The organism is Pseudomonas sp. KD5 (genome assembly GCF_012932895.1).
Lineage (GTDB): Bacteria > Pseudomonadota > Gammaproteobacteria > Pseudomonadales > Pseudomonadaceae > Aquipseudomonas.
Map to the genome: position 1 here is coordinate 78109 of NZ_JDWJ01000018.1, position 21864 is coordinate 99972.

Consider the following 21864-nt stretch of genomic DNA (forward strand, 5'->3'; position numbering starts at 1 on the left):
TCGCAACTCACCCGAAGCTTCACTTTTTCAAGAGCCCCTTACGATCCTGTGCCACCCACGGTGATCGCATCGATTTTCAGCGTTGGCTGGCCGACACCCACCGGCACCGACTGCCCATCCTTGCCACACGTTCCCACACCGCTGTCCAGCGCCAGATCGTTACCGACCATCGACACCCGGCTCATGGCTTCCGGCCCGTTGCCGATCAACGTCGCGCCTTTGACCGGAGCGGTAATCTTGCCGTCTTCGATCAGGTACGCCTCGCTGGTGGAGAACACAAACTTGCCACTGGTGATGTCCACCTGACCGCCGCCCAGGTTGGCGCAGTAGATGCCTTTTTTCACCGAGGCGATGATTTCTGCCGGGTCGCTTTCGCCACCGAGCATGTAAGTGTTGGTCATGCGCGGCATCGGCAGGTGCGCGTAGGATTCACGACGACCGTTGCCGGTGCGGGCCACGCCCATCAGGCGCGCGTTGAGCTTGTCCTGCATATAACCCTTGAGCACGCCGTTTTCGATCAGCGTGGTGCACTCGGTCGGCGTGCCTTCGTCGTCGACACTCAGCGAACCACGGCGCCCGGCGAGGGTGCCGTCATCGACGATGGTGCAAAGCTTCGATGCAACCATCTCGCCCATGCGCCCGCTGTAGGCCGAACTGCCCTTGCGGTTGAAATCGCCTTCCAGACCATGACCGACGGCTTCGTGCAGCAACACACCGGACCAACCCGACCCCAATACCACCGGCAACGTACCGGCCGGCGCCGGGATGGCTTCCAGGTTCACCAGCGCCTGACGCAACGCTTCGCGGGCATAGCCCATGGCGCGGTCTTCGCTGAGGAAATAGCGGTAATCGGTACGACCGCCACCGCCATGTCCGCCGCGCTCACGGCGACCGTTCTGCTCGACGATCACACTGACGTTGAAACGCACCAGCGGCCGCACATCCGCCGCCAGGCCGCCATCGGTGGAGGCGATCAGAATTCGCTCCCAGACCCCGGCCATGCTCACGGTGACTTGCTGGATACGCGGGTCGAGGGCGCGGGTCGCCACATCGATGCGCTTGAGCAGCTCGACTTTCTCGGCGCGAGTCATCACTTCCAGCGGGTTGTCCGGCCCATATAACTGGGCGACATCCTGGGTAGTGAACGCCTGCACGGTGCCATTCTGCCCGGCCCGGGAGATCGAACGGGCCGCACGGGCCGCCGCGCCCAGCGCTTCGAGGGTGATCGCATTGCTGTAGGCGAAACCGGTTTTTTCTCCCGATTGCGCACGCACGCCGACACCCTGGTCGAGGTTGAAGCTGCCTTCCTTGACGATCCCGTCTTCCAGCGCCCAAGACTCGGAAATCTGCCCTTGGAAATACAGGTCGGCGGCATCGATGCCCGGGCCGGCGAGATCGCCGAGCACACCTTGCAGGCTCTCGATCGTTACGCCGCCGGGCGCCAGGAGGTGTTCACTGACAGAGGACAACAACTCGCTCATATGCTTTACGCCTTAAATTCGTCGTTCTGATGCAGGTCGCTGGGCGCCCTGCGAGAAAAAGCGCCGGTGAGTGGACACCGGCATCCGCGCCCTGATGGACGCCTGTTCGCTGCTGTCGCGTTCGGCCAGCAGCACGGCCTCGCCCTGATCCTGTTGTGCCAGCACACGCCCCCATGGGTCGATTATCGCGGCATGACCAAAGGTTTCTCTCGGTCCCGGATGAGTGCCACCCTGGGCGGCCGCGAGCACGTAACATTGAGTCTCGATGGCCCGCGCGCGAATCAGCACGTCCCAATGGGCCGCGCCGGTCACCGCGGTAAAGGCCGACGGGGCGGTAATCAATTCCGCGCCGGCGGCACGCAATTCGCTGTACAGCTCCGGGAAGCGCAAGTCGTAACACACCGTCAGGCCGACTCGACCGACCGGCGTATCGGCAACCACCACGCCACTGCCATAAGCATAGTCATCGGATTCGCGATAACGCCCGCGATTGTCCGCCACGTCCACGTCGAACAGGTGCAGCTTGTCGTACCGCGCCACGGTCTCGCCCTGATCATCGACCAGTAACGAGCACGCATGCGCTTTGGCTGTCGGTTGATCCGCCGGCGGCAACGGCAACGTGCCAGCCACTATCCATAACTTGAGGTCGCGGGCGGTCTGTTTCAACCACGGCAGGATCGGGCCTTCGCCCAGCGCTTCGGCGCGGCCAATGTCGGCAATGTCGCGACGGCCCATTGCAGCGAAGTTTTCCGGCAGCACGGCAAGCCGCGCGCCACCGGACGCCGCTTGCTCAAGCAGACGACGGGCCTGGGCCAGATTAGCCAGCACGTCGCTCTGGCTGACCATTTGAATCACCGCTACAGACATGGCCATTTCCTTATCTGGAATCAACACATACCTGTAGGAGCCGCCTGCGGCAGCTCCTACAGGGGACTTACGGCCATGCTACTCCATAGGCTTGGAAAGTGGCTTTTCAAAAAGGCTTGTCGAAGGTGATTTTCGGCTCTTTCCACGGCCCCTTGACCGTGTATCTGACGCTGGCAAAGCGCGCCACGCGGTCACCGATCAGTTTATCGATCAGGAACAGTGCCCCGCCGACGGCCGGAGCACCGACGATCAGCGCGGCAATTGGCAGATTGTTGGTCACCGGCAAAGTCACCAGCAACTTGGCATCGACCTGATCAGCCACCAGGTCCAGAGTGCCGTTGAGCTCCAGATTGCTCGACGGACCGGTCAGCCGGATCGGCTCACGGGTCACGTAGACCCCGTTACTCGCGACCAGCAAACCTTTGACCCGGTCATAGCTCAAGCCTTTGCCGAACAGGTCGGAAAAGTCCAGGCGCAAGCGGCGGCCAATGGAGTTGAAGTTGAGCAGCCCAAATACCCGTAGAGCCTGGGCGCTGCCCTCGACTTCAACAAACTGACCTTTATTGAGCGACGCATCAAGGCTGCCGGAGAAGCGCTTGGTGGCCAGCCACGCCGGTGAGCCAGGCCAGCGACCGTCGACATCCATGTGAAACTCTTCGCTGGTGACGCTCGGCGCAAAGCCCCAGCCCTTGAGCACGTCGGCGAGGTTCTTGCCACTGACCCGGCCCTTGTACCAACTGCTGGAATTGCCAGGTGTGCCTTCCCAACCGCCGTTGCCCTGCAGGAAGATGCCCTTGAGGCCCATATCCAGGGAGTTGAGGGCAATGCCCTTGCCGGTCGGGCGAACTTTCAATAGCCAGGCGCCCACCAAGTCCTGCCCCTGGAACAGTTGATTGATGGTGATATCCAGCGCCGGGATTTTCGTCGGGTCCACAGTGGCCAGCGGATCCGGCGAATTCTCGTCGGCCAGCACCGTCGGGTCTGGGGCCGGCAAACGTACGTATTGCAGATTGATCGCAATCGGTGTGGCTTTGGCATCGGGAATACCGACGGTGCCCTTGGCCTGCTGACTGTCGAGTTGCAGCGCCCAGGCGGCCGGCTTGCGCGTCAACTGCACCGACGCCTGATCAAGGGTGGTGCCGAAACCGCTGAGCTTGCCAACCTTGAAATCCGCGCCGCTGAGCAATTGCTTGGCGCTGCCGCCTGGATCCTGGCCAGCATACTTGCTGACAAGATCCTGCCAGGGAGACACATCCAGCTCGGACAGTACACCGCGCACGCGCAGGCCTTTGTTGCCGGGCAGCACAGCATCACCACCGCCGAGAAACAATTCACCGCGACCGTCGACGAAATTGCCGGTCGGAGCCGCAAACGTGAAGTTCGCCAGCTCACCGTAGTTGACCCAGTAACGCCGCTCCGGTCCTTGCAGGGTCATGCGGAACACGGTGTCGCGGCCGACATCCGCCGCCATGCCGAACGGCGCCGGCAAATCCACCGCCACGCCTTTGAGATTGGAGCTGACGATCAATTGGCTGTCGGCGCCATCAAGGTTCAGTTGCAGCTGATAAGGGACTACACCAGACACCGGCAGCGGCTGAGTGACGTTCAGCCACTCGGTGAGTTTCTTGACTTCGACTTGACCCGCCGCGGTGACCCGAGTGTTGAGCTTGCCCGCACTGCCATCGGCAAAAATCTGCGCGGTCACGGGTTTGTCGAACGCTCGCGCGGTGATCTTCTGCCCACTCAAACCCTTGGTGCTGTCGAAGCGGAAGTCGCCCTTGAGTTGTGTCAGTTCCAGGATGGGCTCGCGAAGTTTCAAGCGAGCCTTGTCGGTCTTGAAGTCGACGAGGATTTTCGGTTGCTCACCTTTGACCAGCGGGATATCCAGGTTGAGCTTGCCTTGCAGATCGCCCTCGCCCTCCCAGCCGGCGAACGTGTCGGCGGTGCCGATGGGTGCTTCCTGCAGAATCTTCAGGCCATCGCCCAACCCGCCAGCAAACCCGCCATCGAGGAACAGGTGGGGACTCTGTCCGGCAGGCACATGGGGAATATTGACGTAGACGTCGTTGACCTGGGTGTCGAGCAATTGGCCCTTGTCCGCGAGAATCCGCACGCCGCTGTCTTCGATGAACACATCGCCGCTGACCTTGCTGACATGCGGCCAACCCGGTTGAAACGCGAGCTCGGCATCGTGAACCTTGAAAAACAGGCTGATGCTGCGAGCCGTTTCCGGGGCGCCATGGTTCAGCGATCCCTGGTACTGGAAGAAACCTTCATCCACCGCGCCTTTGAGAATCGCCGTACGCAGCCATTCGTCCAGCGCCGGGCTCAACACGGCCGGCAGGTACTTGGCGGTGTAGCGACCGTCGCCCTCGACCAGGCCGACCCGCAGGTCCATGTAGTCTTCCTGGGTGTGATCGAAATGCAGGCGAATCAGGAAGTCGCCGGCAATCTTGCCCTCTTCGCCCAGCACCTTCAGGTACGGCGCGATCAGGGTGAAACCTTCTTTATCGAGCTTCCAGGTCAACCGCGCATTGGCCTGAATGTACTGCCATGGCTTGGCGAAAATCGGGTCCAGGTGCAGGGAGAAATCCTTGCTGTCCATGCGCAACTCGCCCTGCCCGAGATCGCCGCTGATGCTGCCACTGACGTTTCGCGCCGCCGGTGCACCGTGATAGGCGTCGAAGCCGACCCGCTCCAGATTGGCGGCAAAGCTGAATTTGCTGTCATCGGTAGCCGCGGGGCGCAAGTCGATCAGCACGTTGCGCAATACCCCGGTGACCTTGAGCCGCTCGACGGCCGTAGCGACACCTTCCGGAAGCGGCCCCAACGCGTTCAGCAACGGGGTGAGCGGCGTGAGGTCGATGCGGTCGGCTTGCAGATGCAAGAGCTCCGGCGTTGTGTCGGTCGCCGCCGTTTGTTGAAATTGCAGTTTCGATTCCCAGCGGGTTTCACCCAGGCTCATCGCCAGAGAATCCAGGGTGACCTGGACGCCTGTGGAGCTGCGCTGGAAATAGCCGTTAAGCGCCAGATTGTTGATCTGGATCGGCTTGCGCTCGGCGTAGGCGCCCTTGAGTTGCGGTGCGTTCAAACGGACCGCGGCGCTTTGCAGGGCGCCCTCGCTCCAGTTCGCCCAGAGCTCGCCGCCGGCCTTTATCTCGGAGAAATTCCATTGTTGGGTCAGGCGCTCGGGCAACCATTTCGACCAATCGCTTTGCGGCAGGCTCAAGTAAGCCTCAACCTCGCCGTCCTGCCACTGGCTGGCGCGGATACGGGTGCGCAGGCTCATCGCAACCGGCTGGCCGTCGGGCAGGGTCAAACGGGCGTCGATGCGCTGACGCGAGACACCGGTTCTCAGATTGAGGCCAACGTAGGTCAGAGTCAGTGGCGGCTGATCCAGTGGCTGCAAGGTCACCTGGCTGTCGAGCACCGACAATTGCTGGACCATCTGCATACGATTGAACAACTGCTCCGGGTCCAGCGGCTGATCCTGCCGCACCGGCAATCCTTCCAGCGCCCAATGACCGTCCTCGCCTTCCTTGAGGCTGATCTTCAGGCCGTTGAGCTCCAGATGCGCGATGCGTATTTCGCGCGCCAGCAGGCTGGCCCAGATATCCGGCACCGCGCGCACCTGGTCCAGGCGCAAGGCATTGGAGCCTTCGCCAACCATCACGTCATGAGCCAGCAGAACCGGGGCGAAGCCGCTCCAGTTGCCCTCCAGTTCGCCGATGTGCAGCGGCATGCCCAAGGCGGCGCTGGCTTTGGTTTCGACATCGGCACGGTATTCGGCCACCAGCGGTGTCAGCTCCCGGCCGAGACTGACAAACAGCGCCATCAACACCAAAACCAACGCGCACAGGCCCAGACCCCAGCGGGTCAGTGCGGCCAATATGCGTGTCAGACGGTCCATGTCAGTTGGCTCCCATGGCAAAAATACTGCAAAAAGCTGAGGCCAGCCGTTCTAGTGGATTTGAAATACAACGCTTCAGAGCAGCACCACGTCGTATTGTTCCTGGGAATACATGGTTTCTACCTGAAACCGAATGGTGCGCCCGATAAACCCTTCGAGCTCGGCGACGTTGCCTGACTCTTCATCGAGCAAGCGGTCGACCACTTTCTGGTTCGCCAGCACGCGATAGCCTTCGGCCTGATAGGCACGGGCCTCACGCAGAATTTCGCGGAAGATCTCGTAGCAGACGGTTTCCGGGGTCTTGAGCTTGCCGCGACCCTGGCAGCTGCTGCACGGCTCGCACAGCACTTGTTCGAGACTTTCGCGGGTGCGCTTGCGGGTCATCTGCACCAGGCCCAACTCGGTGATACCGATGATGTTGGTCTTGGCGTGATCGCGCTCCAGTTGCTTCTCGAGGGTGCGCAGTACCTGACGCTGATGCTCTTCATCTTCCATGTCGATGAAGTCGATGATGATGATCCCGCCCAGGTTGCGCAGACGCAGTTGACGGGCAATGGCGGTGGCGGCTTCGAGGTTGGTCTTGAAGATGGTTTCTTCGAGATTGCGATGACCGACGAAGGCTCCGGTGTTGACGTCGATGGTGCTCATGGCTTCCGCCGGGTCGACCACCAGATAGCCGCCGGACTTGAGCGGCACCTTGCGCTCCAGGGCTTTCTGGATTTCGTCTTCTACGCCATACAGGTCGAAAATCGGCCGTTCGCCCGGATAATGCTCCAGACGGTCAGCGATTTCCGGCATCAGTTCGGCGACGAACTGTGTGGTTTTCTGGAAGGTTTCCCGGGAGTCGATGCGGATCTTTTCGATCTTCGGGCTCACCAGGTCGCGCAAGGTGCGCAACGCCAGGCCGAGGTCTTCGTAGATCACACTCGGCGCGCTGATGGTTTTGATCTGGGCGTTGATCTGGTCCCAAAGCCTGCGCAGGTAGCGGATATCCATGAGGATTTCATCGGCTCCGGCCCCTTCGGCAGCGGTACGCAGAATGAAACCCCCGGCTTCCTTGATACCCTCTTTCTCCACGCAGTCGGTGACCACTTGCTTGAGGCGTTCGCGCTCGGCTTCGTCTTCGATCTTCAGGGAAATACCGACGTGGGCAGTGCGCGGCATGTACACCAGATAGCGCGACGGGATCGACAGTTGCGTGGTCAGGCGTGCGCCTTTGGAGCCGATCGGGTCCTTGGTGACTTGCACCACCAGGCTCTGGCCTTCGTGAACCAGCGAGCTGATGCTCTCCACCGCAGGGCCTTCGCGCAGGGAAATTTCCGAGGCGTGAATGAATGCGGCGCGGTCCAGCCCGATATCGACGAAGGCGGCCTGCATGCCCGGCAATACCCGCACGACCTTGCCTTTGTAGATGTTGCCGACGATCCCGCGCTTTTGCGTGCGTTCGACATGGACCTCTTGCAGAACACCGTTTTCGACCACCGCCACGCGTGATTCCATCGGCGTGATGTTGATCAGGATCTCTTCACTCATGGCAGGGTCTCGTTCAGGCATGTTCACGATAATGGCCGCATCTTGTCAGTACGACGCTCAGTGCGCGTTAAGGGTTTGCCAACAGGGTATGCCGAAATGGCCGAGTAGTTCTGCGGTTTCGCACAGCGGCAAACCGACCACCGCCGAGTAGCTGCCATTGAGCCCGGCGACGAACACCGCCCCCAGCCCTTGAATCCCGTAGCCGCCCGCCTTGTCCCGGGGTTCGCCGCTGGCCCAATAGGCCGCCGCTTCATCGCGGCCGATGGTGCGAAAACGCACTAGACTGCGCACCACCAGAGACTCGCAACGTTCACCATCGTGCACCGCAATCGCCGTCAGCACTTCATGCTCACACCCGGACAACAGCATAAGCATGGCGCACGCTTCGGCTTCATCCACCGGTTTGCCGAGAATTTTCCCGTCCAGCACCACGGCAGTGTCGGCGCCCAACACGCAGAAATCCGCGTCGGACGCGATCGCCCCGCGCCCGACCTCAGCCTTGCCGCGCGCCAGACGCTCGACATAGGCCGATGGGGACTCTTCAGGGAAAGGGGTTTCGTCGATGTCCGCGCTGATGGCGGTGAACGGCACGCCGATCTGCGTGAGCAGTTCACGCCGACGCGGCGAGCCTGAGGCGAGGTACAGCTGTTTCATCAAGACATCTCCCTGTCTAGTGCCCTGTCTCACGAATACTGTTCCTTTTTGGCGAGACAGGGCACCGGGTGCGAGCACATGCCTGACCGAATTAATTAATTTTGTAGCGTCGACGCAAACCGCGCAAACCGAAGCTGATCCAAGGCCAGAGCAACGCACTGACCAGTGCCGGCAACACCAGCGCCAGGGTCGGCTGACGATTACCGGTCAGGGCGCTCAGCCACAACTGAACCAGTTGGGCGAGGCCGAAGATCACCAGGATCACCAGGCTCTGTTGCCACATCGGGAACATGCGCAGGCGCTGTTGCAGCGACAGCACCAGGAACGTAATGAGCGTGAGGATCAACGCGTTCTGGCCCAGCAACGTGCCATACAGCACGTCTTCGGCCAACCCCAGGCACCAGGCGGTGACCATGCCGACTTTATGCGGCAGGGCCAACGCCCAGAAGGCCAACAGCAACGCCAGCCACAAAGGACGCAGGATTTCCATGAATTGCGGCAGCGGTGAAACGCTGAGCAACATGCCGATGGCGAACGTCAGCCAGACCATCCAGCCGTTTCGGGAGGAAGTTGCACCGCCCATTATTCTGTTCCCCCAGTGGTGGCCGGCGCAGCGATAGGCGGTTTGGCAGCAGGCTTCACGGCAGCGGGTTTGGGTTTAGCGGCTGTCGCCGTCGCGGGTGGCTTGGCGGCAGCAGGATGGGACGCGGCAGGTTTGACTGGGGTCGCGGCGGCAGGTGCGGCAGGTGCGGCAGCCGGAGTTGCAGCGGCAGCCGGTACCACCGACGCGGCCGGTTTCGGCACAGTTGCAGGAATGATCGGGCCGCCACCCTGCCGGTCCAGAGCCTCTTGAGCCTGGGCGGCTTCGTTGGCGCGCTCCTCGGCTGTGCGACCATCACTGAACACCAACAGCAAATAACGACTGCGGTTCAGCGCGGCAGTCGGCACCGCACGCACGATGGCGAACGGTTGACCGGAATCGTGGATTACTTCCTTGACTGTCGCCACCGGGTAACCCGCCGGGAAACGCTGACCGAGGCCGGAGCTGACCAGCAGATCGCCTTCTTTAATGTCGGCGGTATCGGCCACATGACGCAGCTCAAGGCGTTCCGGGTTGCCGGTGCCGCTGGCAATCGCCCGCAGACCGTTACGGTTCACCTGCACCGGAATGCTGTGGGTGGTGTCGGTCAGCAACAGTACGCGAGAGGTGTACGGCATCAACTCGACCACCTGCCCCATCAGGCCACGGGCATCGAGCACCGGCTGACCGAGGACCACACCGTCGCGCTCACCTTTATTGATGATGATGCGATGGGTAAAGGGGTTGGGGTCCATGCCGATCAACTCGGCTACTTCGACCTTCTCGTTGACCAGCGCGGAAGAGTTGAGCAACTCGCGCAGCCGAACGTTCTGCTCGGTGAGGGCGGCAAGCTTTTGCATGCGACCCTGCAACAGCAGGTTTTCGGTTTTGAGTTTTTCGTTTTCGGCGACCAGCTCGGTCCGGCTGCCGAATTGGCTGGCCACACCTTGCCATAGCCGCTGTGGCAGGTCGGTGATCCAGTAAGACTGCATCAGCACCAGCGACATTTGGCTACGCACTGGCTTGAGCAGTGTGAAGCGGGCATCGACCACCATCAGCGCGACCGATAGCACGACCAGCACCAACAAGCGCACGCCCAGTGAGGGGCCTTTGGTGAAAAGCGGTTTAATAAGCCGCTCCTCCCAGGCAAATGTTCTCTTTATTCATACGGCATCAAACCGGCCTGGATGCAGACTGACAGAAGATAAACGCCAACAGGCAGCACTGCAAAGTGCTGCCTGCGGGCTCACCAGCATAGATGCATCGGGCGAGATCACTCGCTCGACAGCAGGTCCATGGTGTGTTTATCCATCATTTCCAATGCACGGCCACCGCCGCGAGCAACGCAGGTCAGCGGGTCTTCGGCGACGATCACCGGCAGACCGGTTTCCTGGGCCAGCAACTTGTCGAGGTCGCGCAGCAAAGCGCCACCACCGGTCAGTACCAGACCACGCTCGGCGATATCGGAAGCCAGTTCCGGAGGCGATTGCTCCAGCGCACTTTTCACTGCCTGAACGATGGTGGCCAGCGACTCTTGCAGAGCTTCCAGCACTTCGTTGGAGTTCAGGGTGAATGCGCGTGGAACGCCTTCGGCCAGGTTACGACCACGAACGTCGACTTCACGAACTTCGCCGCCCGGGTAGGCCGTACCGATTTCCTGTTTGATGCGCTCGGCGGTGGATTCGCCGATCAGGCTGCCGTAGTTGCGACGCACGTAGGTGATGATCGCTTCGTCGAAGCGGTCGCCGCCAACCCGTACGGATTCGGCATAGACCACACCGTTAAGGGAGATCAGCGCGATTTCAGTGGTACCGCCACCGATATCGACAACCATCGAACCGCGAGCTTCTTCAACCGGCAGGCCGGCACCGATCGCAGCAGCCATTGGCTCTTCGATCAGGAACACTTCACGGGCGCCGGCACCGAGGGCCGACTCACGGATGGCACGACGCTCAACCTGGGTGGATTTGCATGGAACGCAGATCAGCACACGAGGGCTAGGCTGCAAAAAGCTGTTTTCGTGAACCTTGTTGATAAAGTACTGCAGCATTTTTTCGCAAACGCTGAAGTCGGCGATCACGCCGTCCTTCATCGGACGAATGGCTGCAATATTGCCCGGCGTACGACCGAGCATGCGCTTGGCCTCGGTGCCGACAGCAACGACACTTTTCTGGTTACCGTGTGTCCGAATAGCCACAACCGATGGCTCATTCAGGACGATACCGCGCTCGCGCACGTAAATAAGGGTGTTGGCAGTGCCCAGGTCAATGGAAAGATCGCTGGAAAACATGCCACGCAGTTTCTTGAACATGGGAAAGGGACCCTAGGCAACGCGTGGGTAAAAAAGTGCGGCAAACTCTAACAACGACAGGGATTTTGGGCAAGGCGCCAATATGTTAAATTGGCTGCTTTTCTGTGCACCAAGCACCACAATCGCGGCCTTGAGACCGTAGATATGCGGTAGTGTTCCGACAATCTAACACACGGACGCGGTCCGTTTTGTTTTCCACTGGAGAATCCCATGGCGCTTGAACGCTCCGACGTGGAAAAAATCGCTCATCTGGCCTGCCTTGGCCTCAATGATGCCGATCTTCCACACATCACTTCTGCCCTGAACAGCATTCTCGGGCTGGTCGACGAAATGCAAGCGGTCAATACCGACGGTATCGAGCCGCTGGCCCATCCACTGGAAGCCAGCCAGCGCCTGCGTGCAGACGTCGTGACCGAGACCAATCATCGCGAGGCCTATCAGTCCATCGCACCAGCGGTCGAAAACGGCCTGTACCTGGTTCCGAAAGTCATCGACTAAAGGGAAAGAGCCTGCAATGCATCAATTGACTCTGGCCGAGATCGCCCGCGGACTCGCCGACAAAAAGTTTTCCTCCGAAGAGCTGACCAAAGTCCTGCTGGCGCGCATCGCCCAGCTCGACCCGCAGCTCAACAGTTTCATCAGCCTCACCGAAGACCTGGCGCTGCAGCAGGCGAAAGCCGCTGACGCTCGTCGCGCCAACGGTGAGAGCGGCGCCCTGCTCGGCGCGCCGATCGCCCACAAAGACCTGTTCTGCACCCAGGGCATCCGCACCAGCTGCGGCTCGAAGATGCTCGACAACTTCAAGGCACCGTATGACGCCACCGTGGTCGCCAAACTGGCCGCTGCCGGGACCGTGACCCTGGGCAAGACCAACATGGACGAATTCGCCATGGGGTCGGCCAACGAGTCGAGCTACTACGGCCCGGTGAAAAACCCGTGGAACCTGGAATGTGTTCCAGGTGGTTCGTCCGGTGGTTCGGCGGCTGCGGTAGCCGCTCGTCTGTTGCCAGCAGCGACAGCCACCGACACTGGCGGTTCGATCCGACAACCGGCAGCCTTTACCAACCTCACCGGCCTGAAACCGACGTACGGTCGTGTTTCGCGCTGGGGCATGATCGCCTACGCATCCAGCCTCGATCAGGGCGGCCCGCTGGCCCGTACCGCCGAAGACTGCGCGATCCTGCTGCAAGGCATGGCCGGTTTCGACCCGCAGGACTCCACCAGCATCGACGAGCCCGTGCCTGATTACAGCGCCGGCCTCAACGGTTCGCTGCAAGGCCTGCGCATCGGCGTGCCGAAGGAATACTTCAGCGCCGGCCTGGACCCACGCATCGCCGACCTGGTCATGGCCAGCGTTGAAGAGCTGAAAAAGCTCGGCGCCGTGGTCAAGGAAATCAGCCTGCCGAACATGCAGCACGCGATTCCTGCGTACTACGTGATCGCTCCGGCAGAAGCATCCTCCAACCTGTCGCGTTTCGACGGTGTGCGTTTCGGCTATCGCTGCGAAGACCCGAAAAATCTGGAAGACCTGTACAAGCGTTCCCGTGGCGAAGGTTTCGGCCCGGAAGTGCAGCGCCGGATCATGGTCGGCGCCTATGCGCTGTCGGCCGGTTACTACGACGCCTACTACTTGAAGGCGCAGAAGATCCGTCGCTTGATCAAGAACGACTTCATGGCCGCCTTCAATGAGGTCGATATCATCCTCGGCCCCACCACGCCGAACCCGGCCTGGAAGCTCGGCGCCAAGAACAACGACCCGGTCTCTGAGTACCTGGAAGATGTCTACACCATCACCGCCAACCTCGCCGGTCTGCCGGGCCTGTCCATGCCTGCAGGTTTTGTCGATGGCCTGCCGGTCGGCGTGCAACTGCTCGCCCCGTATTTCCAGGAAGGTCGCCTGTTGAACGTTGCCCATCAGTATCAGCAAAACACTGACTGGCACACCCGCACCCCAACCGGCTTCTGAGGAGAAACACATGCAATGGGAAGTCGTGATCGGGCTGGAGATTCATACCCAGCTCACCACCCGGTCGAAAATCTTTTCCGGTAGTTCCACCACGTTCGGTTCCGAGCCGAACACCCAGGCCAGCCTGGTTGACCTCGGCATGCCCGGCGTATTGCCGGTGCTGAACCAGGAAGCGGTGCGCATGGCGGTGATGTTCGGCCTGGCCATCGATGCCGAGATCGGTCAGCACAACGTGTTCGCCCGCAAAAACTACTTCTACCCGGACCTGCCCAAGGGCTACCAGATCAGCCAGATGGAATTGCCGATCGTCGGCAAGGGCCACCTGGACATCGCCCTCGAAGACGGTACCGTCAAACGCGTCGGCATCACTCGCGCACACCTGGAAGAAGACGCCGGTAAAAGCCTGCACGAAGAATTCAGCGGCGCCACCGGCATCGACCTGAACCGCGCCGGCACGCCGCTGCTGGAAATCGTTTCCGAGCCAGACATGCGCAGCGCCAAGGAAGCCGTGGCTTACGTCAAGGCGATCCACGCGCTGGTACGTTATCTGGGCATCTGCGACGGCAACATGGCCGAAGGCTCGCTGCGTTGCGACTGCAACGTGTCGATCCGCCCGAAAGGCCAGGCCGAGTTCGGTACACGCTGCGAGATCAAGAACGTCAACTCGTTCCGCTTCATCGAGAAGGCGATCAACAGCGAAGTGCAACGCCAGATCGAACTGATCGAAGACGGCGGCAAAGTGATCCAGCAGACTCGCCTGTACGATCCGAACAAGGACGAAACCCGTCCGATGCGCAGCAAAGAGGAAGCCAACGATTACCGTTACTTCCCCGACCCGGACCTGCTGCCGGTGGTCATCGAGGACTCGTTCCTCAACGAGGTGCGCGCCACCCTGCCGGAACTGCCGCCGCAGAAACGCGAGCGTTTCCAGCAGCAGTTCGGTTTGTCGGTGTATGACGCCAGCGTCCTGGCCACCAGCCGCGAACAAGCCGATTACTTCGAGAAAGTCGTGAGCATCAGTGGCGACGCCAAACTGGCGGCCAACTGGGTCATGGTTGAACTGGGCAGTCTGTTGAACAAGCAAGGCCTGGATATCGAGCAGTCGCCGGTTTCGGCCGAGCAACTGGGCGGCATGCTGTTGCGCATCAAGGACAACACTATCTCCGGCAAGATCGCCAAAGTGGTGTTTGAAGCCATGGCCAACGGCGAAGGCAGCGCGGACGAAATCATCGACAAGCGCGGCCTCAAGCAAGTGACCGACACCGGCGCGATCTCGGCAGTACTGGACGAAATGCTCGCGGCCAACGCTGAACAGGTCGAACAGTACCGCGCGGCAGACGAAGCCAAACGCGGCAAGATGTTCGGCTTCTTCGTCGGCCAGGCCATGAAAGCCTCCAAAGGCAAGGCCAACCCGCAACAGGTCAACGAACTGCTTAAAAGCAAGCTCGAAGGCTGATGAGAATGGAGCCAGCTCTCAATATTGGCTCCATTCCTTGTGGCGAGGAAGCTTGCTCCCGCTGGTCTGCGAAGCAGGCCCAAATCGGCAACCGCACTCTTTCAGCGAGAATGCATCAGCCGATTTTGCGACCGTTTCTTGGTCGAGCGAGAGCAAGCTCCCTCGCCACACTTATTTTGGGAGCCGTCCAAATGAAACGTCTGCTCAGCGCTTGCGCCCTGCTCTCTCTACTGGCCGGTTGTGCCAGTACCGACACCATCGATCCACACGGCTACGACAAGACCGGCACGGCTTCGTATTACGGCGCCAAGCACCATGGCAAACGCACCGCCAGCGGTGAGCGCTTCAACCAGCATGGCCTGACCGCCGCCCATCGCCAGTTGCCATTCGGCACCCGGGTGAAGATTACCAACCTGAATAACGACAGATCCTGCGTGGTACGCATCAACGACCGTGGGCCGTATTCTCGCGGGCGCCTGATCGACGTGTCCCGTGAAGCGGCCGAACAGTTGGGCATGCTGCGCAGTGGCACCGCGAAGGTTCGCGTGCAAGCCCTCGACGACTGATAGATGGAGCGCTGACTATTTTCGGACTGGCCGATTTACCCCTGATCAGCGTGATTGAATTGCTCTGCGGTCTGTTTTTACTGATCGCCGGCGCCGAACTAATGGTGCGCGCCGCGGTACGCCTGGCCGCGCGCCTGCATGTGCGGCCACTGATCATCGGCCTGACCATCGTGGCCCTCGGCAGCAGCGCGCCGCAGATGGCGGTCAGCCTGCAAGCCACCCTGGCGCAAAACGCCGACATCGCCGTCGGCAGCGTGATCGGCAGCAGCATCTTCAACATCCTCGTCACCCTCGGGCTCTCCGCACTGATTATTCCGCTACGGGTTTCGCGGCAATTGGTGCGCCTGGATATTCCACTGATGATCGGCGCCAGCCTGCTGGTGTCCGTACTGGCGTGGAATGAAGAACTGACTCGGGTCGACGGCGTGATCCTGCTGACAGCGCTGGCGCTGTATCTGGGCTTGCTACTGCGTCAGTCACGGCACTCGTCCCGTCCGCCATCGGGGGCTCATGAAGCGCCGCAGGCACCGTGGTTCAGCAGTCTGCTGATGATTGTCGCCGGGTTGGCAATGCTGGTGTTCGCCGGGCACTTGCTGCTCGGCGCCGCGGTGGCAGTCGCGACCGACCTGGGGTTGTCGGAGCGGATCATCGGCCTGACCATCGTCGCCGTCAGCACCTCCCTGCCGGAACTGGCCACTTCGTTGATCGCCGCGCTGCGCGGTCAGCGGGACATCGCGGTGGGCAACGTGATCGGCAGCAACCTGTTCAACCTCTTGGGCGTGCTCGGGCTGACCGCATTGATCGCGCCATCACCACTGTCGGTCTCGCCCAACGCGCTGGATTTCGATTTGCCGGTGATGCTCGGAGTCGCGGTGCTGTGCCTGCCGGTGTTCTATTCCGGCTACCGGGTGACCCGCGCCGAAGGCCTGCTGTTTTTGGGCCTGTACCTGGCCTATGGGCTGCACGTGGTGTCGTTCACCACGGGCATGCCGCTGGCCGGCAAGCTTGAACACCTGATGCTGTTTTTCGTCCTGCCGGCGCTGGTGGCGTTTTTGCTGTTCACCTCGCTTCGCGCCTGGCGTCGCCAACACCACAAGAGGGAATTGCCATGAGCACTGATAAGAAGCCTGGGGTTGAAATCCGCCGCCAAGTGATGGGCGACGCGTTCGTCGACCGCGCCCTGGGCAACGCCACCGAATTCACCCAGCCGTTGCAGGACTTCGTCAATGAGCATGCCTGGGGCGGCGTGTGGAACCGTGAAGGTTTGTCGCTGAAAACCCGCAGCCTGATCACTCTCGCTGCGCTGACCGCGTTGAAGTGCCCGCAAGAATTGAAAGGCCATGTGCGCGGTGCATTGAACAACGGCTGCACGGTGGAAGAGATTCGCGAAGCGCTGCTGCATTGCGCGGTGTATGCCGGTGTGCCGGCGGCGATCGATGCATTTCGGGCGGCGCAGGAAGTGATCGACACCTATCAGAAGCCGGAGTAGGCGACCTGAAGAACGCCGCAAATCCCGAGGCTAAATCCACCCCCCCCACTGCAACAAAAAGATCCCGATGTTGGTGGTGACCGCCGCCATCAGTGTAGTAATCACGATGATCGCCGCCGCCAGTTCATGATTGCCATTGGCCTGCCGGGCCATGACGAAACTGGCAGCGGCGGTCGGGCTGCCGAAGTACAGAAACAGAATCCCCAACTCCGCCCCACGAAAGCCCCAGAGCCAGGCGCCGAGTGTCGCCAGCACCGGCAGGCCGATCATCTTCACCAGACTTGAACTCAGCGCCATCGTGCCGCTTTTGCGCATTGCCGCCAGCGACAACGTGCCACCGATGCAGATCAATGCCAATGGCAAGGTGGTTTGCGCCAAATATTGACCGGACCTCTCCAGCCATCCCGGCAAGCCGATCTGGAACCAGGCAAATGGTGCGGCTGCAATCACACTGATGACCAGCGGATTGGCCATCACACTTTTGCAGATGCTCCACGGATCAGACTTGATCACTGGGCTGTAGACCGCCAGCACAATGGTTGAGAGCGTGTTGTAAAACAGGATCACCAGCGCCGCGAGAATCGCCCCAAGGGAAATGCCATAGTCGCCGTACATGCTCGCCGCCAGGGCCAGGCCGATTACCCCGTTATTGCCGCGAAACGCGCCTTGGGTGTAAATGCCCCGATCTTCCCGCGGGCATTTCCAGATCGCCCAACCCCAGGCAATTGCAAAGCACATCAGGGTCGCGACCGAGAAATAGATCAGCAGCGCCGGTTGCAACGCAGCGTGCAGGTCGGCATGCAAGATGCCCAGAAACAGCAACGCCGGCATGGTGACATTGAACACCAGGGCCGACGCAGTATGGATGAAGTTGTCGTTGATCCAGTCGATGCGCTTGAGCAGCACACCCAGAAACAGCATGGCAAACACCGGCGCAGTGATGTTCAGGGTTTCGAGGAAAATAGCCAGCATGCCGGGGGAACCTTGGGTGGGCGTCGTTAGGGGGCTAATGATAAGCCACCGGAGACGTCGGCGTCTGGTAGACCGTCTTCGCGGGCTTGCCCGCGAAGACGTCCTGATAAACGCCAAATTAACCTCGGGTTACTTACCGATAGAAATCTTCGGCGCCCAAGTCAGCCATTCATCTTCAAACTTGTCGAACAGCGGGAACGTTTGTTCAGGCCGCGCCGGGACACCCATGCGGTCGCCATCCGGTGTGGCAAAGGCGATACCGCCCTGGATCAGCGTCTCCAGCGATTCGGTGCGTATGGTTGCGCCTTTGAACAAGCCGTAGTCAAAACCAAAACCACTGGTGTTCCAGAACCGCGTGCCACTGCGTACCAATGGCGCGTACTTCGGCTCGATCAGGATGTGTACCAACACTCGATCCGCCGTCTGCCCCAATTCATAGCCAGTCACCTTGCCTACCGTGATTTCGCGATAGGTGACGGGTACACCGGTCTTCAGCGAACCTCGACGAGCAGCACTCAATACCAGGCTCAAACCGGCCTCTTCCTTGGCGGTTTCCGGAGGATTGGTCAGCGCTACGAAGTCCTTTTGCGGACCGAGATTCTTCGGCGCCGGTTGCACTTCGATGTACTGCCCGGTCACCAGTGTCTCAAGGTTGGACGTCTTGATCAGACCCAATTCAGGTTTGACCACCCAGAACTGACTGCCCACCCGAGCGATACGCTCCGGCACTTCCGTGATTCGCGCAGTCAGCAGCACCGATTGCAGGTCGTCGCTGAGGTCAACGTCTTCGACCTTGCCGACGTCGAGGCCTTTGAACCGGATCGGCGTGCCCGTGCGCAGACCATCGGCGCGATCGACCTTGATGGTCACCACGGCGCCTTTCTGGTTTGCCTCTTCATGACTGGCGAACAGACGGAAACGTGGAATGCGCTTCCGCAACGGCGCTTTGGCTTCTGGGGTTTCGAAAGCAATGCCGCCAGCCATCAGGCTTTGCAACGACTCACTTTTGACCTGGATGCCACCGGTCAGCCCACCTGTCAGCGTAATACCGCTGGCATTCCAGAAGCGCGTCGAGGCGTTGACCAGCCCCTCGTACTCCTTCTCGATGTGCACACCGATCACCAGCTGTTTTTTAGTGCGAGAGAACTGGTAGCTCTGCACCGAACCCACCTTGACCTGCTTGTAGAGAATCGGACTGCCGACTTCCAGTGAGCCGAGGTTTTCGGTGAACAGCACCAGATGCAGGCCCGGCGAACGCAGATCCAGCGGCGGCGCCTTGGCCCGTGCTTCGAACTCGCGCTGCGGTGCGCCCCCCTTGTCGCCAGGGCGCACGGCAATGTAGTTACCTTTGACCAATGCTTCCAGACCGGTGATACCAGCCAGCGAAATCGATGGTTTGACCACCCAGAACTGCGTGCCGGTGACCAGGTAATCCTCAGCCAATGGGTCGAGCGTCAGCTCGGCGGTTGCACTGGAGAGGTCCGGGTCAATCTTGAGCGCCTTCAGATTGCCGACCTGAATGCCTTTGTACATCACCGGTGTACGACCGGCCTGCAGGCCTTCGAAATCGCTAAGTTTGACCTTGACCCGAATACCGGCGGCGGCTGCATCGAAGTCTTCATAGAGACGGAACGGCAGGCTTGGGTCGGTGGGCGGGCTGTCCTTACGGTTTTCCGGTGTAGCAAATGCAATACCACCAGCGACTATGCTGGCGAGGGACTCGCTACGCACTTTCACACCGGACAGGTTGGCATCGATGCTGATGCCGCTGGCATTCCAGAAACGCGTGTGTTTGCGTACCAGGCTGGCATAGGTCGGTTCGATGAAGACTTTGAGTTCAACGGTGTTCTGGTCCGCGGACAGCAAATAGCTTTTGATCTGACCGACCTGGATCTGCTTGTAGAACACCGGGCTGCCGCGATTCAGCGAACCAAGACGATCAGCCTTGATGGTCAGGTGCAGACCAGGCTTGGCGTCCGACAGCGGCGGCTCTTCGGCCAGGGCCTTGAACTTGCGGGTCGGCTCGCCCTCTCCCGGGCTGACAGCCACATAGTTACCCGAGACCAGCGTCTCCAGGCCCGTGATACCGGCCAGGGTTACGCTCGGCTTGACCAGCCAGAAACGCGTGCTGGTTCTGAGGTATTGCTCCACGTCCTTATTCATCTCGATAGTGGCGATCACGCCTTTGGCGCTGCCTTCGTCATCGAGTGTGAGGGCTTTCACCTTACCGACCGACATACCTTTGTAAACGACTTCGGTCTTGTTGGCCTGAATACCTTCGCCGCTTTCGAAGCGCACATGGATCTCAATGCCTGTCTCGCTATAGGCACGCCAGGCGAGCCAACCACCAATGAGCAAGGCGATAAGAGGCAATACCCAGATGGCAGACCAGTTAGAGGCCGGTCGGGTTTTCGCTGTAGGCAAATCAGTCATGGTCGTCGTCCGACTCCGTGTTATCCCAAATCAGTCGGGGATCGAAAGTTACTGCGGCAAGCATCGTCAGAATCACCACACTGGCGAAGGCGATGGCGCCAAGATTGGCTTCGACGCTGGCAAGCCGTCCGAAATTCACAACCGCCACCAGGATGGCGATCACAAAAATATCGAGCATCGACCAGCGGCCGATGAACTCGATAAAGCGGTACATCCATATACGTTGGCGTGCGGAGAGTGGCTGGCGCCGCTGCACCGAAAACAGCAGCAACCCGATACCCACCAGTTTGAACGTAGGAACCAGAATACTGGCGATAAAAACCACAGCCGCGATTGGAATCATTCCGTGCTGAACCAGTTGGATCACGCCGGACATGATGGTGCTCGGATCGCCCTGCCCCAGGGAACTGACGGTCATGATCGGCAGCACATTGGCCGGGATATAAATAATCGCAGCAGTGACCAGCAGCGCCCAGGTACGCATCAGGCTGTTCGGTCGGCGCGCATGAACCAACGCACCACAGCGGGTGCAGACCTGCTCGTCAGTGCCGGCTTCCTGCTTGTTCAACTCGTGGCATTCGGCACAAATCAGAATGCCCGCATCAATCGCCCGCATGGGCATCTTCTCCTGATAATGCCTGCCAGATCTGGTGCGGCGACATCACCACTTCCAGCCAGACCTGGACCAACAACAAACTGATAAAGCACGCCAGACCAAGACCTACGGTAATCGCCGCCATATCGGCCAATTTGACGATCGCGACCAGCACGCCCATGAGGTAAACCTCAAGCATCCCCCAATCCCGAAGATGGTGATAAATGCGGTAGAGCAGCAAACCGTAGCTGCGTCCGATATTGAATCGGATACTCAGCAGCACCACCAATTGGCAGAGCAGCTTGAGCAGCGGAATCCCCATGCTGCAGAGAAATACGACTGCTGCTACGCCCTGCATACCGGTATCGAACAAACCGAGAACACCGCTCCAGACAGTGTCATTCGATGACTGCCCGAGTAGATGGAGCTGCATGATGGGTAAAAAGTTCGCGGGGATATACAACAACAGTGCGGCAATGACCAAGGCGAGACTGCGCTGCACGACATTGTGCCGATGGGCATACAGCTCATAACCGCAGCGTGGACAAATGGCCTTCTCACCATGGGCGAGTTCAGGCTTGCGCATCAGCAAGTCGCACTCATGACACGCCACCAAACCGTCCAGTGGTAAATCTGACAGCCCAGGGGCGTCAACCGGATCTGGCATAAAGGCTCTGGCTCCAAAAAAGTTGGACCTATTCTAGTGTCCTGACTCGAAAATAACTGTGCAATTTTGTGTTGCTAGCGAAGTAGACTTTTTCTGCAGGCAAAACAAAACCCCTACCTGCATACGCAGATAGGGGTTTCGGAATTTAATCTTGACGATGACCTACTCTCACATGGGGAAACCCCACACTACCATCGGCGATGCATCGTTTCACTTCTGAGTTCGGGATGGGATCAGGTGGTTCCAATGCTCTATGGTCGTCAAGAAATTCGGGTACCGAACCGTCTTTCGACGCTTCAGCAAATTGGGTATGCGATAGTTTGTGCGGCTTTTGTGAATGGTTGCGAACTTTCGGTTCATTGCGTCTTCACACACCGCAATCTG

Annotated in this window: 18 protein-coding genes and 1 rRNA gene; 6 read left to right on the forward strand and 13 right to left on the reverse strand. The window is 60.1% G+C overall.

Annotated features, from left to right (window positions below):
- Positions 1-38: 38 nt before the first annotated feature.
- The 8 genes from tldD to mreB all read right to left on the reverse strand — a co-directional run bounded on the left by tldD (position 39) and on the right by mreB (position 11336).
- Complete coding sequence (gene tldD, locus AF70_RS28155; protein ID WP_018927212.1) at positions 39-1481, reverse strand: metalloprotease TldD; 1443 nt, start codon at positions 1479-1481, stop codon at positions 39-41.
- Positions 1482-1493: 12 nt separating this feature from the next.
- Complete coding sequence (locus AF70_RS28160) at positions 1494-2348, reverse strand: carbon-nitrogen hydrolase family protein (RefSeq protein WP_026345655.1); 855 nt, start codon at positions 2346-2348, stop codon at positions 1494-1496.
- A 106-nt stretch (positions 2349-2454) separates the two neighbouring features.
- The gene (locus tag AF70_RS28165) at positions 2455-6258 is read right to left on the reverse strand and encodes a YhdP family protein (RefSeq protein ID WP_028940291.1); all 3804 of its coding nucleotides are present in this window, start codon (positions 6256-6258) and stop codon (positions 2455-2457) included.
- A 75-nt stretch (positions 6259-6333) separates the two neighbouring features.
- Complete coding sequence (rng, locus tag AF70_RS28170) at positions 6334-7791, reverse strand: ribonuclease G (protein ID WP_007941226.1); 1458 nt, start codon at positions 7789-7791, stop codon at positions 6334-6336.
- 57 nt (positions 7792-7848) lie between these two features.
- Positions 7849-8445, reverse strand: a complete 597-nt coding sequence (locus AF70_RS28175) for a nucleoside triphosphate pyrophosphatase (RefSeq protein ID WP_028940290.1) — start codon at positions 8443-8445, stop codon at positions 7849-7851.
- A gap of 91 nt (positions 8446-8536) precedes the next feature.
- Positions 8537-9028, reverse strand: coding sequence for a rod shape-determining protein MreD (gene mreD / locus AF70_RS28180; RefSeq protein ID WP_018927216.1), 492 nt, complete (start codon positions 9026-9028; stop codon positions 8537-8539).
- The gene (gene mreC / locus AF70_RS28185; protein WP_081791064.1) at positions 9028-10155 is read right to left on the reverse strand and encodes a rod shape-determining protein MreC; all 1128 of its coding nucleotides are present in this window, start codon (positions 10153-10155) and stop codon (positions 9028-9030) included. Before mreC ends, mreD begins: the two co-directional genes overlap by 1 nt.
- A 143-nt stretch (positions 10156-10298) precedes the next feature.
- Positions 10299-11336 carry a rod shape-determining protein MreB gene (mreB, locus tag AF70_RS28190; protein WP_002555108.1) on the reverse strand — a complete coding sequence of 346 codons (1038 nt, stop codon included), beginning with the start codon at positions 11334-11336 and terminating at the stop codon, positions 10299-10301.
- Positions 11337-11546: 210 nt separating this feature from the next.
- On the opposite strand from mreB, the gene gatC reads away from it, so the two are divergent.
- The 6 genes from gatC to AF70_RS28220 all read left to right on the forward strand — a co-directional run bounded on the left by gatC (position 11547) and on the right by AF70_RS28220 (position 16813).
- On the forward strand, positions 11547-11834 hold the full coding sequence (gene gatC / locus AF70_RS28195) for an Asp-tRNA(Asn)/Glu-tRNA(Gln) amidotransferase subunit GatC (RefSeq protein ID WP_007901429.1): 288 nt from the start codon (positions 11547-11549) through the stop codon (positions 11832-11834).
- 16 nt (positions 11835-11850) lie between these two features.
- Positions 11851-13302 (forward strand): Asp-tRNA(Asn)/Glu-tRNA(Gln) amidotransferase subunit GatA, encoded by a 1452-nt coding sequence (gene gatA / locus AF70_RS28200; protein ID WP_028940288.1) that lies wholly within the window; start codon positions 11851-11853, stop codon positions 13300-13302.
- Between the two features lie 10 nt (positions 13303-13312).
- Positions 13313-14758 (forward strand): Asp-tRNA(Asn)/Glu-tRNA(Gln) amidotransferase subunit GatB, encoded by a 1446-nt coding sequence (gene gatB / locus AF70_RS28205; RefSeq protein WP_019581176.1) that lies wholly within the window; start codon positions 13313-13315, stop codon positions 14756-14758.
- Between the two features lie 191 nt (positions 14759-14949).
- Positions 14950-15324, forward strand: coding sequence for a septal ring lytic transglycosylase RlpA family protein (locus tag AF70_RS28210; protein WP_007941217.1), 375 nt, complete (start codon positions 14950-14952; stop codon positions 15322-15324).
- A gap of 50 nt (positions 15325-15374) precedes the next feature.
- The gene (locus AF70_RS28215) at positions 15375-16436 is read left to right on the forward strand and encodes a calcium/sodium antiporter (RefSeq protein WP_019581177.1); all 1062 of its coding nucleotides are present in this window, start codon (positions 15375-15377) and stop codon (positions 16434-16436) included.
- Positions 16433-16813, forward strand: coding sequence for a carboxymuconolactone decarboxylase family protein (locus tag AF70_RS28220; protein WP_019647644.1), 381 nt, complete (start codon positions 16433-16435; stop codon positions 16811-16813). The genes AF70_RS28215 and AF70_RS28220 overlap by 4 nt, the downstream gene beginning before the upstream one ends.
- A gap of 30 nt (positions 16814-16843) precedes the next feature.
- Here the strand turns inward: AF70_RS28220 and AF70_RS28225 are convergent, their stop codons facing one another.
- The 5 genes from AF70_RS28225 to rrf all read right to left on the reverse strand — a co-directional run bounded on the left by AF70_RS28225 (position 16844) and on the right by rrf (position 21745).
- Positions 16844-17785, reverse strand: a complete 942-nt coding sequence (locus tag AF70_RS28225; protein WP_018927222.1) for an AEC family transporter — start codon at positions 17783-17785, stop codon at positions 16844-16846.
- A 129-nt stretch (positions 17786-17914) separates the two neighbouring features.
- Entirely contained in the window at positions 17915-20218 is a 2304-nt protein-coding gene (locus tag AF70_RS28230; protein ID WP_028940287.1) for an intermembrane transport protein PqiB, read from the reverse strand.
- Positions 20211-20834: a paraquat-inducible protein A gene (locus AF70_RS28235; protein ID WP_007941211.1), complete on the reverse strand. Its 624-nt coding sequence runs from the start codon at positions 20832-20834 to the stop codon at positions 20211-20213. The genes AF70_RS28230 and AF70_RS28235 overlap by 8 nt, the downstream gene beginning before the upstream one ends.
- A complete protein-coding gene (locus tag AF70_RS28240) occupies positions 20821-21480 on the reverse strand; it encodes a paraquat-inducible protein A (RefSeq protein ID WP_019581179.1) in 660 nt (219 codons plus the stop codon). Before AF70_RS28240 ends, AF70_RS28235 begins: the two co-directional genes overlap by 14 nt.
- 149 nt (positions 21481-21629) lie before the next feature.
- Positions 21630-21745, reverse strand: a 5S ribosomal RNA gene (gene rrf, locus AF70_RS28245).
- Positions 21746-21864 lie beyond the last annotated feature (119 nt).

Excerpts from the sequence above, each read along its gene's own strand:
- tldD (WP_018927212.1), bottom strand. The coding sequence starts at position 1,481 with ATGAGCGAGTTGTTGTCCTCTGTCAGTGAACACCTCCTGGCGCCCGGC.
- AF70_RS28160 (WP_026345655.1), bottom strand. The coding sequence starts at position 2,348 with ATGTCTGTAGCGGTGATTCAAATGGTCAGCCAGAGCGACGTGCTGGCT.
- AF70_RS28165 (WP_028940291.1), bottom strand. The coding sequence starts at position 6,258 with ATGGACCGTCTGACACGCATATTGGCCGCACTGACCCGCTGGGGTCTG.
- rng (WP_007941226.1), bottom strand. The coding sequence starts at position 7,791 with ATGAGTGAAGAGATCCTGATCAACATCACGCCGATGGAATCACGCGTG.
- AF70_RS28175 (WP_028940290.1), bottom strand. The coding sequence starts at position 8,445 with ATGAAACAGCTGTACCTCGCCTCAGGCTCGCCGCGTCGGCGTGAACTG.
- mreD (WP_018927216.1), bottom strand. The coding sequence starts at position 9,028 with ATGGGCGGTGCAACTTCCTCCCGAAACGGCTGGATGGTCTGGCTGACG.
- mreB (WP_002555108.1), bottom strand. The coding sequence starts at position 11,336 with ATGTTCAAGAAACTGCGTGGCATGTTTTCCAGCGATCTTTCCATTGAC.
- gatC (WP_007901429.1), top strand. The coding sequence starts at position 11,547 with ATGGCGCTTGAACGCTCCGACGTGGAAAAAATCGCTCATCTGGCCTGC.
- gatA (WP_028940288.1), top strand. The coding sequence starts at position 11,851 with ATGCATCAATTGACTCTGGCCGAGATCGCCCGCGGACTCGCCGACAAA.
- gatB (WP_019581176.1), top strand. The coding sequence starts at position 13,313 with ATGCAATGGGAAGTCGTGATCGGGCTGGAGATTCATACCCAGCTCACC.
- AF70_RS28210 (WP_007941217.1), top strand. The coding sequence starts at position 14,950 with ATGAAACGTCTGCTCAGCGCTTGCGCCCTGCTCTCTCTACTGGCCGGT.
- AF70_RS28220 (WP_019647644.1), top strand. The coding sequence starts at position 16,433 with ATGAGCACTGATAAGAAGCCTGGGGTTGAAATCCGCCGCCAAGTGATG.
- AF70_RS28225 (WP_018927222.1), bottom strand. The coding sequence starts at position 17,785 with ATGCTGGCTATTTTCCTCGAAACCCTGAACATCACTGCGCCGGTGTTT.
- AF70_RS28230 (WP_028940287.1), bottom strand. The coding sequence starts at position 20,218 with ATGACTGATTTGCCTACAGCGAAAACCCGACCGGCCTCTAACTGGTCT.
- AF70_RS28235 (WP_007941211.1), bottom strand. The coding sequence starts at position 20,834 with ATGCGGGCGATTGATGCGGGCATTCTGATTTGTGCCGAATGCCACGAG.
- AF70_RS28240 (WP_019581179.1), bottom strand. The coding sequence starts at position 21,480 with ATGCCAGATCCGGTTGACGCCCCTGGGCTGTCAGATTTACCACTGGAC.